This is a genomic window from Pseudomonas sp. zfem001, assembly GCF_032621725.1.
Classification (GTDB): Bacteria; Pseudomonadota; Gammaproteobacteria; order Pseudomonadales; family Pseudomonadaceae; genus Aquipseudomonas; species Aquipseudomonas sediminis.
On sequence record NZ_JAVYJI010000003.1, the window covers coordinates 37,990 to 50,851 of the forward strand.

Here is a 12,862-nt window from a genome sequence, read left to right on the forward strand (position 1 = left end):
CTCTACGTCTGCCACCGGAACCCACCCATGCCGCTGTCCAAGAATGACCTCGATGCCATCCTCCTGACCCTGGAGCTGGCCTCACTGACCACCGTGCTGCTGCTGATCATCGGCACGCCGATTGCCCTGTGGCTGGCGCGCACCGACTCCTGGCTCAAGCGCCCGGTCGGCGCGGTGGTGGCGCTGCCGCTGGTGCTGCCGCCGACGGTGATCGGTTTCTACCTGTTGGTGAGCATGGGGCCCAATGGTTTCTTCGGTCAGCTGACGCAGAGCCTCGGTCTCGGTACCTTCACCTTCACGTTCACCGGCCTGGTGATCGGTTCGATCTTCTATTCGTTGCCCTTCGTCGTGCAGCCGCTGCAGAACGCCTTCGAGGCCATCGGTCGCGGCCCGCTGGAGGCTGCCGCGACCTTGCGCGCCAACCCCTGGGACAGCTTCTTCAGCGTGGTGCTGCCACTGGCCCGCCCGGGCTTCATCACCGCCGCCATTCTCAGCTTTGCCCATACCGTCGGTGAGTTCGGCGTGGTGCTGATGATCGGCGGCAATATCCCGGGCAAGACGCAGGTGGTGTCGGTGCAGATCTACAACCACGTGGAAACCATGAACTACGCCCAGGCGCACTGGCTGGCTGGCGGTATGGTGGCGTTCTCCTTCATCGTTCTGCTCACGCTGTACAGCGGGCGCAGTAACCGGATGAGGGCACTGTGATGTTCGGTTTCGGCAAAGCCCCACCACCTGCCGTTCACGACGACGGGCGCATTCGCGCGCGCTTCGTGGTCAAGCATCCGGGCTTCACTCTGGATGTCGACCTCGACCTGCCCGGGCGCGGCGTCAGTGCGCTGTTCGGCCACTCCGGTTCGGGCAAGACCAGTTGCCTGCGCTGCTTCGCCGGGCTGGATCGCCCGCAGCAGGGCTACCTGCAGGTAGCCGGTGAGCTCTGGCAGGACAGCGAGCGCGGTTTCTTCCTGCCCGCGCACAAGCGCGCCATCGGCTACGTGTTCCAGGACGCCAACCTGTTCCCGCACCTGAGCGTGCGCAAGAATCTGGAATACGGTCAGCGGCGCATCCCTGCCTCGCAACGCAAAGTGGCGCTGGAGCAGGCGCTGCAGTTGCTGGGCATCGGCCACCTGCTCGAGCGCATGCCCTCGGCGCTGTCCGGTGGCGAACGCCAGCGCGTCGGTATCGCCCGCGCGCTGGTCACCAGCCCGCGCCTGCTGCTGATGGACGAGCCGCTGGCTTCGCTCGACCTCAAGCGCAAGCACGAAGTCCTACCGTATCTGCAGCGCCTGCACGAGGAGCTGGACATCCCTGTGCTCTACGTCAGCCACGCCCCGGACGAAGTGGCGCGCCTGGCAGACCATCTGGTGCTGCTCGACGAAGGCCAGGTGCGCGCCAGCGGCCCGCTCAAGGAGACCCTGTTGCGCGCCGATCTGCCGTTCGCCAGCGATGACGAGGCCGAAGCGGTGATCGACGGCCAGGTCTGTGGCCACGATGCCGCCTACGATCTGCTGCAACTGAACGTTCCCGGCAGCGAAGCCCGCCTGCGCCTACCCCATGCAGCGCTGCCCAGCGGGCATCGGGTACGGGTGAAGATCAAGGCGCGCGACGTCAGTCTCAGCCTGCAACGTGCCGAAGGCAGCAGCCTGCTCAACCTGCTGCCGGTGCGGGTCGATGGCTGGCAGGCGCTGGACGCGCAGATGCTGTTGACCCTGCGCATCGGCGATCAGCGCCTGCTGGCGCGAATCACCCGCTACTCCTTCGATCAGTTGGGCATTCACGCCGGCCAGGCGCTGTGGGCGCAGATCAAGTCGGTGTCGCTGCTGGCGCCGTAATTCCTGGCTGTGCGACCGCGGAGCCCCTGGTGCGCATTGCGCACCCTACGCTGAAGCCGTCACACCCCGTACGGTGCGCCGCGCGCACCGACCACGCGTAGGTTGATAGCTCCTACGCGCAGCGCGAGGAAGATCGGCCTCATCCATTCATTACGCAATACCCGGCAGCTCCAGATGCTCCGGCCCGATTTCGGCGTGGCCGGCTAACAGCAGGGCGAAGTGGATGACGTTCTCCAGCTCACGGGTATTGCCGGGCCAGCGGTGCGCCTCCAGCACCGCCTGCGCCGCCGGGCTGATCGACGGAATGGCCAGACCCAGGCGCAGGGCATGGATGCCGAGGAAGTATTCAGCCAACGGCAGGATATCGCCGACGCGCTGACGCAGGGCTGGGAACGGCAGCTGGCCATCGCACAGGTAGGCGTACAAGCGCTCATCGAAAGTGCCGGCGGCCACCGCGCGGGATAGCTCAATGCTGCTCGCCGCCACCAGGCGTACATCCACCGGCAACGCCTGGCTGGCGCCAACGCGATACACCTCGCGGGTTTCCAGTGCGGACAGCAGCTTGCTCTGCAACGGGCGCGAAAGGTCGGCGATTTCATCCAGGTAGAGCGTGCCGCCATTGGCCGAGCCAAACCAGCCGGCGCGACTGCTGGCGGCGCCGACATGAGCGCCGCCAACATGCCCGAACAGCTCGGCCTCACCCCATTGCGGGCTGATCGCCGCGCAGCTCACTGCCACGAAAAGGCCAGCACGCTCACTGTGGCGATGGATATAGCGCGCCAGCAACTCCTTACCGGTACCGGTCTCGCCAAGGATCAGCAACGGCTGGCCGTTACCCGCCAGCGCCTCGGCGCGCTCGCGCAATTGACGCGAACGGGCGTCAACGAATACCAGCGCCTTAGCCCGAATGCTCAGTGGGCTCTTGTCCGAATCGGCGAAGGTCAATGGCGGTGGAAAGCCTGGTGGAAAACTCATGACGTGCAGCTCCTGAGCCACACCTCACCGGCGCAGCCTGTATGCGAAAAAAACTGCCTGGAGCAACTGCTCCGCAACGGCCCGAAGGGTGGCCGCCATGGCTGGCAGACGATAAAAAAGAGCGGGCGGCTGCCTGGCCCGACCCCGCTCTGAAAATGGTGTGACGTGGTGACCGGCTCAGGCGCGCAAGCGCGACTGCTGTTCGATGCGGTTCTGCAGGCGATACAGATAACCGAAGCCCTGCTCCCAGTAACGGTGCCCGGACTTCACGTTGATATGCCCGGCACCGGTCAGGATCGCTGCCTCGCTGCCCCAGGCCCGCGCCAGTTCCATGGCACGCAGGGCACTGGCCGCCGCGTCGTTGTCGGAGCCCACCAGCAGGCTGGGAAAGGGCAGCAGATCACGCGGTATCGGCGCGAAGTTCTGCAACGGTACGGGGCAGCCTGGCCGCTCGACATCGGCCGGCGCCACCAGCAGCGCGCCGCGCACGCGGCGCAGCAACTCGACCGGCGCCTGCGCCACCCAGTGCGCCACCGTCACGCAACCCAGACTATGAGCGATGAGGATGACCGGACGCGGATCAGCGGCAATCGCCTGGTTCAAGGCAGCGACCCAATCGCTCCGTTGCGGGTTGAGCCAGTCCTGCTGTTCGACCCGCGCACTGTTGGGCAGGCTGCGCTGCCAGTGGCTTTGCCAGTGTTCCTCGGGTGAGCCCTGCCAGCCCGGCAGGATCAGATAACGGATTGCTTCGCTGGCCATGACGGCGCTCCTTGAATCGAATGGCGTCAGTCTAGGCAGCGCAAACCTATTACAAAAAGAATAAGAATTTATTTACTTATTCCATAAAGGCAAAGCAGACACCTGACGTCTTATATTTCTAAAAAGCATATAAATGTTCTTAAACAATATTTTTAAGAATATTTCAGCCTCTCTACTATCCGCTCCACGCCAGCGTCGGTACTCCATCCCGCCGCCGTGGCGACCTATTCATAAGGAGCCTGGAAATGACTGCGACGCTGAGAAACCTCGAAGGCCAGGATGAAGCCAGCATCCTGCGCGAGATCCAGACCGCCCTGCATGGCCTGAAATTCGGCTCGGTGGAAATCACCGTCCACAACGGCCAAGTGGTGCAGATCGAGCGCAAGGAAAAGATTCGCCTGCAACAACCGAACACCAAGAACAGCTGACAGAACACCGACCTCATGATGCAGCCCGACTGGACCACCAGAGGGCTAGAAACAGTTCGCCTCGCCTGACACCCAATACGCCAACACAAGAATTCAACAGTTAGGAGCTGCACCATGTCCATTCGTCGTTTCGCCCTGGCCGCGCTGGCCAGCACCCTGATCGCCGGCCCGGCCATCGCCCAGCCGCTGCTCAACGTGTCCTACGACCCGACCCGCGAGCTGTACGTCGAGTACAACGCCGCCTTCAACAAATTCTGGCAAGCCAAGGGCAACCCCGCCGTCGCCATCCAGCAGTCCCACGGTGGCTCGGGCAAGCAGGCCCGTGCGGTGATTGATGGTCTGCGTGCTGACGTGGTGACCCTGGCCCTGTCCGGCGATATCGACGCGATCAACCTCAACCAGCAACTGATCGACCCGAACTGGCAGGCGCGCCTGCCGGACAACAGTACCCCCTACACCTCGACCATCGTGTTCCTGGTGCGCAAGGGCAACCCGAAAGGTATCAAGGACTGGGATGACCTGGTCAAAGACGGCGTGGAAGTCATCACCCCGAACCCGAAAACCTCCGGCGGCGCACGCTGGAACTTCCTCGCCGCCTGGGCCTATGCCCGCGAGAAATTCGGCAGCGAAGACAAGGCCCTGGAGTTCGTGACCGAGCTGTACCGTCACGCCCCGGTGCTGGATACCGGCGCACGCGGCTCGACCATCAGCTTCGTCCAGCGTGGCCTGGGTGACGTGCTGCTGGCCTGGGAAAACGAGGCCTACCTGTCGCTGGCCGAAGAAGGCGGCGATCAACTGGAGATCGTCACCCCGTCGCTGTCGATCCTCGCCGAACCGCCGGTTGCGGTGGTCGATGCCAACGTCGACCGCAAAGGCACCCGCGCCGTGGCCGAAGCCTACCTCGAGCACCTGTACAGCGAAGAAGGCCAGCGCATCGCCGCGAAGAACTTCTATCGCCCACGCAACGAGAAGGTCGCCGCCGAGTTCAAGGACCAGTTCCAGGACCTCAAGCTGGTCACCATCGACAAGGATTTCGGCGGCTGGAAAGAAGCCCAGCCGAAGTACTTCGGTGACGGCGCGGTGTTCGATCAGATCTTCACCAAGATCAACCAGTAATCCCGGTTTGATCGCTCAGGCTCTCCACCCTCCGGGGTGGAGAGCCTTGTTTAGCGCCGGCTAAAAGTCTCGCGAACCAGAGCCAGTTCCATCGCAGCATGGCCAAGACGCAGCAGACTTTTAACCAGCTCTTGTCGCGGACCTGAGCCAAAGGACACCCCATGTCTCGTCGAACTTCCTCGGTCATACCCGGCTTCGGGCTGACTCTGGGCTACACCCTCACCTACCTGGCGTTGATCGTGCTGATTCCGCTGGGTGCGATGTTCCTCTTCTCCTTCCAGCTGACCAGCGAGCAATGGTGGGCCCTGCTCAACAACCGCCAGTTGCAGTTCTCGCTGAAACTGTCGTTCGGCACCGCCCTGGCCGCGGCCGTACTCAACGGTATTCTCGGCACCATCATCGCCTGGGTGCTGGTGCGCTACACCTTTCCTGGCCGGCGCATCATCGATGCCATGGTCGACATGCCATTCGCCCTGCCCACCGCCGTGGCCGGTATCGCGCTCACCGCGCTGTACGCACCCAACGGTCTGATCGGCTCGCTGTTCCCGTTCAAGATTGCCTATACCCCGCTGGGCATCACCCTGGCGCTGGTGTTCGTCACCCTGCCTTTCGTGGTGCGCACGCTGCAGCCGGTGCTGGCCGACATCCCCAAGGAAGTCGAAGAAGCCGCCGCCTGCCTGGGTGCCAAGCCGTTGCAGGTGTTCCGCCATGTACTGCTGCCAAGCCTGCTGCCGGCCTGGTTGACCGGTTTCGCCCTGGCCTTCGCCCGCGGTGTCGGTGAGTACGGCTCGGTGGTGTTCATCGCCGGCAACATCCCGCTGAAGACCGAGATCCTGCCGCTGCTGATCGTCTCCAAGCTGGATCAGTACGATTACCCGGGCGCCACCGCCATCGGCGTGATCATGCTGGTGGTCTCGTTCATCCTGCTGCTGCTGATCAACATCCTGCAGCACCGCATTCAGCCGCAACTCTGAGGAGCCCGTCATGAGCCTTGCAACCCTCGGCAAGAACGCGGCTGCGCGTCCGGCCAGTCGCTCCCCCGGCGCCATCGCCCTGATCGTCATCGCCTGGGCGGTGTTCGCGGTGATCCTGCTGCTACCGCTGTACATGGTGCTCAGCCAGGGCCTCAGCCGTGGCCTGGAGTTCTTCTGGCAAGCGATCAGCGAGCCGGATGCCATTTCCGCACTCAAGCTGACCTTGCTCGCCACCGCCATCTCGGTACCACTGAACCTGGTGTTCGGCGTTGCCGCCGCTTGGGCGGTGACCAAGTTCGAGTTCCGCGGCAAGAGCATCCTGATCACCCTGATCGACATGCCATTCTCGGTGTCACCGGTAGTCGCCGGCTTGATCTACGTGCTGCTATTCGGCTCGCAGAGTTTTCTCGCGCCGTATCTCGACTCGCAGAACCTGCAGATCGTCTACGCCGTACCGGGCATCGTCCTGGCGACCATCTTCGTCACCTTCCCCTTCGTCGCCCGCGAGCTGATCCCGCTGATGGAGGAACAGGGCACCACCGAGGAAGAGGCCGCGCGACTGCTCGGTGCCAATGGTTGGCAGATGTTCTGGCATGTCACGCTGCCTAACGTAAAATGGGCGCTGATTTACGGCGTGGTGCTGTGCACCGCGCGGGCGATGGGCGAATTCGGCGCAGTTTCGGTGGTTTCCGGGCATATCCGCGGGTACACCAACACCCTGCCGCTGCACATCGAGATTCTCTACAACGAGTACAACATCGTCGCTGCCTTCAGCGTGGCGATCCTGCTGCTCGTCATGGCCCTGGTGGTGCTGCTGCTTCGCCAATGGAGCGAAGCGCGTCTTAGCCGCCAGCTACAAGCCAACCGAGAAGACTGACAGCCGTAGCGCCGCCTGAAAGCGGCCCGGCCCACGGAACCACCAGGGGTAAGCCATGAGTATCGAAGTCAAAGGCGTCAACAAGCAGTTCGGCCAGTTCAAGGCGCTGAACGAGATCAACCTGAGCATCCAGAGCGGCGAGCTGGTCGCCCTGCTCGGCCCGTCCGGCTGCGGCAAGACCACCCTGCTGCGCATCATTGCCGGCCTGGAAACCCCGGACAGCGGCACCATCGGCTTCCACGGCGAGGACGTGTCCGAGCATGACGTGCGTGATCGCAATGTCGGCTTCGTGTTCCAGCACTACGCGCTGTTCCGCCACATGACGGTGTTCGACAACGTCGCCTTCGGCCTGCGCATGAAGCCCAAGCGCGAGCGCCCGAGCGAAGAGGTGATCCAGCAAAAAGTGCACGAGCTGCTCAACCTGGTGCAGCTCGACTGGCTCGGCGACCGCTACCCGGAACAGCTGTCCGGCGGCCAGCGCCAGCGTATCGCCCTGGCCCGCGCCCTGGCGGTAGAACCGAAAGTGCTGCTGCTCGACGAACCCTTCGGCGCACTGGATGCCAAGGTGCGCAAGGAGCTGCGCCGCTGGCTGGCACGCCTGCACGAAGAAGTGCACCTGACCAGCGTGTTCGTCACCCACGACCAGGAAGAAGCCATGGAAGTGGCCGACCGCATCGTGGTGATGAACAAGGGCGTGATCGAGCAGATCGGCACCCCGGCCGAGGTCTACGAGCACCCGGCCAGCGATTTCGTCTACCACTTCCTCGGTGATGCCAACCGCCTCTACGTCGGCAATGACCACCACGTGCTGTTCCGCCCGCACGAGGTCGACCTGTCCAGCGAACCGAGCCCGGAGCACAAGGCCGGCGAAGTGCGCGACATCCGCCTGCTCGGCGCGATCACCCGCATCACCCTCAAGGTCGAGGGCCAGGACGAATTGATCGAGGCCGAGGTGGCCAAGGATCACGTCAGCCTGGACAACCTCGCCCGTGGCACCACCCTGTACTTCAAGCCCAAGGGCGGCAAGCCGGTCAGCACCTCAGCCTAAAGCCACACCTGTAGGAGTTGCGCCCCGGGGCGCAACTCCTACGCGGTGAAGCATTGGCATGCCTTAGTAAGTAGGACGAGCGTAGGGTGGGCGTAGGGTGGGTTTCAGCCCACCGAAACAGAGCTCAACCTTTATTGGTGGGCTAAAGCGGATCGCCGCCCGCCCCACCCTACAAAGCTACGAAGCCGCGATCGCCATGATCGCCCTGCGTCCCTGCGGTGAAACCTGTAGCGCACGCGAACCCTGGCTGCGCCGCAGCCAGCCCTCGCCTTCGCACAGATTCAGCAACGCCGCGCCCAGCGCACCACCGAGATGCGGCTTGCGCTCACTCCAGTCCGGGCAGGCGCACAGACGCTGGCGGCGCTGACGGTTGACCTGTTGCAGATCGACACCCAACGCCTGCAGGCCCTGCTCACCGGTTACCGTCAGCTTCAGTGCCCCGCCCTCCTCGCTCAGCCAGTCAGCTGCACGCATGCGCGCGAACACACCGACCGCCAGTTCGCCGGCCAGATGGTCGTAGCAGGTGCGCGCCTCACGCATGGGCTGCGGCGTGCCGCGCGAGCTTGGTATAGCGCGAGTTTGCCGAGGCTGTGCAGCCAGTGCAGCACTGGCCAGCGCCTCGACCAGTTGCCCAACCTCCGGCCCGGCCAGGCGGTAGTAGCGATTGCGTCCATGGCGCTGCTGCGCCAACAGGCCACCTTCCACCAGCTTCGCCAGGTGCGCACTGGTCGACGACGGCGACAGCCCCGCCAGCAAGGCCAGCTCACCGGCCGGCCGCGCACTGCCATCCATCAGTGCCCAGACCATGGCAGCACGCCCGGCATCGGCGAGCAGGGCGGCGATCGAACTGAAACCCGGTGCGTACTCCATCGTTCACCTTATGACGAAACATGGCGTGCAGTAAATGTGGATACTGGCAGGCAATGTCCGTCAGAGCCAGCCAGGGAGAAACCGATGCTCGCCGTGATCTTCGAAGTTGAGGCCAAGCCAGGCCTGCAGCAGGACTATCTCGACCTCGCCGGCGAGTTGCGCCCGCTGCTCGCCGAGCAGCCGGGTTTCATTTCCATCGAGCGCTTCCAGAGCCTCACCCAGCCGGGGAAGATTCTGTCCCTTTCGTTCTGGCAGGACGAAGCCTCGGTCCAGGCCTGGCGCCAGCGCGATGAACACCGACGCGCACAGACGGCAGGACGCGAGGAGGTCTTCAGCCACTATCGTCTGCGCGTGGCCCAGGTACTACGCGACTACGGCATGCAGGAACGCAACGAGGCGCCTGCCGACAGCCGGGCGATCCACGAACAGGGGGCGGGACGATGACCGAGCATTTGCCGCTTATCCTCGTCACCTTCCTGCTCGCCGGCATGGTCAAGGGCGTGGTCGGCCTCGGCCTGCCGACCATCGCCGTGGGTTTGCTCGGCCTGGTGATGGCCCCACTGCAGGCCGCCGCGCTGCTGATCATCCCATCGATGGTGACCAACATCTGGCAGCTATGCGACGGCCGCAGCCCGCTACCGATGCTGCGCCGGCTGTGGCCGATGCTGCTGGGGATTCTTTTCGGCACGCTGCTGGTCGCCGGCTTGCTGCAGAGTCTCGACCTGCCCGGCGCCACACGCTGGCTGGGCGCCGCCCTGGTGCTCTACGCAGTGCTTGGCCTGGCCAAGGTGCACTTTCGCGTGGAGCGGGCCAAGGAGGGCTGGCTAAGCCCGGTGATCGGCGCCATAACTGGTGCGATTACCGCAGTTACCGGCGTGTTCGTGATTCCCGCCGTGCCTTACCTGCAGGCCATCGGCCTGGAGAAGGACGACCTGGTTCAGGCCCTGGGGCTGTCCTTCAGCGTGTCCACCCTGGCCCTGGCGGCAGCGCTCGGTCACAGCGGTGAACTGCTGCAACCGGCGGTGCTGGGTGTATCGGCCCTCGCACTGCTGCCCGCGCTGCTGGGCATGGCCGCCGGCCAGTGGTTGCGCAAGCGCATCAGCGCAGAGCGCTTCAAACGCTGGTTCTTCATCGGCCTGTTGCTGCTCGGCGCCGAGCTGGCGTTGCGCGGCCTCTGAGCCGGCCTCATCAGGCCACGGCAGCCTGCGAGTGCTTGAGGCCGAACCATTGCAGTTCGGCCAGCAGCCCGACCGCCAAAGCCTGAGCAATGACGAAGGCGTAGCCGAACAGGTTCGGCGACACCCAGCCAATCACCAGTAGCAGCAAGCTGTCGATCACCCACAGCGCGTTGACCGCGATCACCGCCCAAATGGCCTGGCGGCTGATCTCGGCGCGGTTGGACAACCACACCAGCAGTGCGGCGAAGGGCAACAGCGCGCTACCGGCGACCAGCAACAGCAGGCGCGGCAGTTCGAGGAAGGCGCCCAGCCAGCCGGCCGCCAGGACCAGCAGCAGGCCAGTGACGCCGCTGAGCAGACCATCGAGCAAGAGAGCGTTGCGCAGCATCGGGGTGGGTTGTAGTGCGTTCATGGCGAATCCTCCATAGGGGCACCGGACTGGTGCCTGGCCTACAGATTTCGCCGAAACACGCGGGGCGTCGATTACCTGCCAGGTAATGGCCGACATGACCTGACTGAACTATCGTGCTGACCATGAACACTACCCAGACCGCCGGCGCCCTGTTGCGCCAATGGCGCCAGCGGCGCCGCCTGAGCCAGCTCGACCTCGCCTGCGAGGCGGAGATATCCACCCGCCACCTGAGCTTCGTCGAAACCGGACGCGCCCAACCCAGCCGCGAGATGCTGCTGCACCTGGCCGAGCAGTTGGATATCCCCCTGCGCGAGCGCAATCGCCTGCTCAGTGCCGCCGGCTTCGCCCCGCTGTACAGCCAGCACGAGCTGAGCGATCCGGCACTGGCTCCAGCCCGCCAGGCCATTGAGCAGTTGCTCAAGGCCCATGAGCCCTATCCGGCACTGGCCATCGACCGACAGTGGAATCTGCTGGCAGCCAACGCCTCGGTCAGCCCCTTTCTCGCCGGCATGCCGGATTTCCTGCTCGGCCCGCCGCTCAACGTGATGCGCCTGTCACTGCATCCCGAAGGCCTGGCACCGCGCATCGCCAACCTGGCGCTGTGGCGCGCCCACCTGCTGATGCGCCTGCAGCGCGACGCGGAAATCAGCGGCGATGAAGCCCTGTTCAGACTGCTCGATGAGCTACGCGGCTATCCAGCGCCGGCGGAAGTCCCTGCGCCACCGAGCGAGGCCGTGCTGGTGCCGCTGCAACTGCACAGCGAGCAAGGCGTACTCAGCCTGATCAGCACCATCACGGTGTTCGGCACGCCGAATGACGTGACCCTGGCTGAGCTGGCACTGGAGACCTTCTTCCCCGCCGACGCCTTCACTGCCGAGTACCTGCGCAATCTGAATAAAAGCCCCTGAACGGTAGCGATTTCCGACGAAATCACTCTTTCGGGTCATGCTCCGCTACGCTTGGCGCAGTAGTCTTGGCGCTGCGTCGTTGACGCTGCCAATGCATACCTGCTCAAAACAATAACAAGGAGCACCCCGGATGCGCTGTAAAGCACTGTTGCGTCATGCTTTTTTCTGGTCGCTCGGACTTTTCGTCGGGCTCTCGCCAATGGCCTTCGCCGAGGCCGTCAGCCCGCAGGAACAGATTCAGGTACACGCCAGCCGCGCCACCAGCAGCCTGATGCTGTTACGTGGCGAAGGCTTCCAGAAGACCCATCAGCAGCGCCTGGAAGCCGACCTGGCCGCTCTGGCCGGTGCCATGCAGAGCCTGCCGCAGGGCAGCGCCGAACTCACCAGCGCCCATCAGGCACTCGTTACCCAATTGCGCAACGGTGTTTCCTATGGCCCCGGTGACGAGAACGTGCCCTGGCGCTTCCCCGAAGACCTAAGCCGTGCCCTGCGCGATTTTCTCAGCGCAGCCCGGGCCCTGCCGAGCGCCGAAGGCCAGAGCGAACTGGCGGCCAAGGTCGAGTACCTCAGCGTGCAATACCTCAGCCGTTCCTACCTGGGCACCTTCGAGATCGCTCGGGAACAACCCGGCACCTACCTCGGCCAGGACGAACGCCTGCTGCTGCCGGCCATCGACAGTGAACTGCAGGCACTCAAGGACCAATCCGACCCACAGGTGAGCAAGCTGCAGACACGCTGGAGTTACCTGCGCGCCGCGCTGGCCGACATGAACAGCCAGAGCAACGCCCTGCAGAGCGTTTCCGGCCGTCCCTTCGCCCCCATCACCGTGGACCGCCACGCTCGCTCGATGACAGCGCAGTGGATGGAGATGTTCTAGAAAGGCTCGCGGCTAAAGCCCCTCCCACGGCCTCTAGGAATTGTGGGAGGGGCTTTAGCCGCTACGAACAGCAGTGCGGGCTCAGGCCAGCGCCTTCTTCTCGCGGATGCAGGTCGGGCCGGCGATCTCCACCACGGCATGTTCGACTTCCTTGCGCAGGCCGAGCAGGAAAGCCAGTTCAGCGGCCACGAACAGCGGACCAACGATCAGCCCCATGACGTCATCGACGAACGCCGGCTTGCGCCCTTCGTAGTAATGGCCAACGAACTGGATCACCCAGCCAACCACGAACAGACCAATGCCTGCCGTCAGCCACAAGGCCGTGGAGGCGACCGCCAGGTTGGCACCGGCCCACAGGCACAGCCCCAGCAGTAAGGCCATGAGCAGGCCGAAGCGGGTATCCAGACGCAGATAGAACAAGGCGGCAGCCAGCGCCGTCAGCGTGGCAGGCGCCAGCCACAGGCCAGCGATTTCGAAACCTGGCCGCGACAGCAGCACGGCGACGGCCAGCACGATCATCGGGATGCCGATGAAATGACTGGCAATGTTGCGTCGGTCGCGGTGGTAGGCGGCATACTGCGCCAGGTGATCGACGAGGGTTTTCATTG

At 64.2% G+C, this 12,862-nt stretch carries 16 protein-coding genes; 11 read left to right on the forward strand and 5 right to left on the reverse strand.

Annotation, left to right across the window (positions count from 1 at the left end; genetic code table 11):
- Positions 1 to 27 precede the first annotated feature (27 nt).
- Both modB and modC read left to right on the forward strand, forming a co-directional pair.
- Positions 28 to 708: a molybdate ABC transporter permease subunit gene (gene modB / locus RTH74_RS12300; RefSeq protein ID WP_316914858.1), complete on the forward strand. Its 681-nt coding sequence runs from the start codon at positions 28 to 30 to the stop codon at positions 706 to 708.
- A complete protein-coding gene (modC, locus tag RTH74_RS12305; protein WP_316914859.1) occupies positions 708 to 1,832 on the forward strand; it encodes a molybdenum ABC transporter ATP-binding protein in 1,125 nt (374 codons plus the stop codon). Before modB ends, modC begins: the two co-directional genes overlap by 1 nt.
- Positions 1,833 to 1,982: 150 nt before the next feature.
- On the opposite strand, the gene RTH74_RS12310 is transcribed toward modC, so the two are convergent.
- Complete coding sequence (locus RTH74_RS12310) at positions 1,983 to 2,807, reverse strand: sigma 54-interacting transcriptional regulator (RefSeq protein WP_316914860.1); 825 nt, start codon at positions 2,805 to 2,807, stop codon at positions 1,983 to 1,985.
- A 177-nt stretch (positions 2,808 to 2,984) separates the two neighbouring features.
- The gene (locus RTH74_RS12315; protein ID WP_316914861.1) at positions 2,985 to 3,566 is read right to left on the reverse strand and encodes an alpha/beta hydrolase; all 582 of its coding nucleotides are present in this window, start codon (positions 3,564 to 3,566) and stop codon (positions 2,985 to 2,987) included.
- Between the two features lie 245 nt (positions 3,567 to 3,811).
- Between RTH74_RS12315 and oscA the strand changes: the two genes are divergently transcribed.
- The 5 genes from oscA (at position 3,812) to RTH74_RS12340 (ending at position 8,009) form a co-directional block, all read left to right on the forward strand.
- On the forward strand, positions 3,812 to 3,994 hold the full coding sequence (gene oscA / locus RTH74_RS12320; RefSeq protein WP_036998842.1) for a sulfur starvation response protein OscA: 183 nt from the start codon (positions 3,812 to 3,814) through the stop codon (positions 3,992 to 3,994).
- A gap of 114 nt (positions 3,995 to 4,108) precedes the next feature.
- Positions 4,109 to 5,110 (forward strand): sulfate ABC transporter substrate-binding protein, encoded by a 1,002-nt coding sequence (locus RTH74_RS12325; RefSeq protein WP_099526691.1) that lies wholly within the window; start codon positions 4,109 to 4,111, stop codon positions 5,108 to 5,110.
- Positions 5,111 to 5,271: 161 nt separating this feature from the next.
- The gene (cysT, locus tag RTH74_RS12330) at positions 5,272 to 6,084 is read left to right on the forward strand and encodes a sulfate ABC transporter permease subunit CysT (RefSeq protein WP_316914862.1); all 813 of its coding nucleotides are present in this window, start codon (positions 5,272 to 5,274) and stop codon (positions 6,082 to 6,084) included.
- A gap of 10 nt (positions 6,085 to 6,094) precedes the next feature.
- Positions 6,095 to 6,961, forward strand: coding sequence for a sulfate ABC transporter permease subunit CysW (cysW, locus tag RTH74_RS12335; RefSeq protein ID WP_256836052.1), 867 nt, complete (start codon positions 6,095 to 6,097; stop codon positions 6,959 to 6,961).
- A gap of 55 nt (positions 6,962 to 7,016) precedes the next feature.
- A complete protein-coding gene (locus RTH74_RS12340; RefSeq protein ID WP_106735159.1) occupies positions 7,017 to 8,009 on the forward strand; it encodes a sulfate/molybdate ABC transporter ATP-binding protein in 993 nt (330 codons plus the stop codon).
- A 177-nt stretch (positions 8,010 to 8,186) separates the two neighbouring features.
- Here RTH74_RS12340 and RTH74_RS12345 read toward each other — a convergent pair whose 3' ends face one another.
- Positions 8,187 to 8,879, reverse strand: coding sequence for a metalloregulator ArsR/SmtB family transcription factor (locus RTH74_RS12345; RefSeq protein ID WP_316914863.1), 693 nt, complete (start codon positions 8,877 to 8,879; stop codon positions 8,187 to 8,189).
- 84 nt (positions 8,880 to 8,963) lie between these two features.
- Here RTH74_RS12345 and RTH74_RS12350 point away from each other — a divergent pair, with 84 nt between their 5' ends.
- Positions 8,964 to 9,323, forward strand: a complete 360-nt coding sequence (locus tag RTH74_RS12350) for an antibiotic biosynthesis monooxygenase (RefSeq protein ID WP_316914864.1) — start codon at positions 8,964 to 8,966, stop codon at positions 9,321 to 9,323.
- Entirely contained in the window at positions 9,320 to 10,057 is a 738-nt protein-coding gene (locus RTH74_RS12355) for a sulfite exporter TauE/SafE family protein (RefSeq protein WP_316914865.1), read from the forward strand. Before RTH74_RS12350 ends, RTH74_RS12355 begins: the two co-directional genes overlap by 4 nt.
- A 10-nt stretch (positions 10,058 to 10,067) precedes the next feature.
- Here RTH74_RS12355 and RTH74_RS12360 read toward each other — a convergent pair whose 3' ends face one another.
- The gene (locus RTH74_RS12360; protein WP_125881290.1) at positions 10,068 to 10,469 is read right to left on the reverse strand and encodes a hypothetical protein; all 402 of its coding nucleotides are present in this window, start codon (positions 10,467 to 10,469) and stop codon (positions 10,068 to 10,070) included.
- A gap of 122 nt (positions 10,470 to 10,591) precedes the next feature.
- On the opposite strand from RTH74_RS12360, the gene RTH74_RS12365 reads away from it, so the two are divergent.
- Both RTH74_RS12365 and RTH74_RS12370 read left to right on the forward strand, forming a co-directional pair.
- Positions 10,592 to 11,377, forward strand: coding sequence for a helix-turn-helix domain-containing protein (locus RTH74_RS12365; protein WP_099526695.1), 786 nt, complete (start codon positions 10,592 to 10,594; stop codon positions 11,375 to 11,377).
- 130 nt (positions 11,378 to 11,507) lie between these two features.
- Positions 11,508 to 12,254: a hypothetical protein gene (locus RTH74_RS12370; protein WP_316914866.1), complete on the forward strand. Its 747-nt coding sequence runs from the start codon at positions 11,508 to 11,510 to the stop codon at positions 12,252 to 12,254.
- Between the two features lie 81 nt (positions 12,255 to 12,335).
- On the opposite strand, the gene RTH74_RS12375 is transcribed toward RTH74_RS12370, so the two are convergent.
- Positions 12,336 to 12,860 (reverse strand): Mpo1-like protein, encoded by a 525-nt coding sequence (locus tag RTH74_RS12375; RefSeq protein WP_316914867.1) that lies wholly within the window; start codon positions 12,858 to 12,860, stop codon positions 12,336 to 12,338.
- Between the last annotated feature and the right edge of the window lie 2 nt (positions 12,861 to 12,862).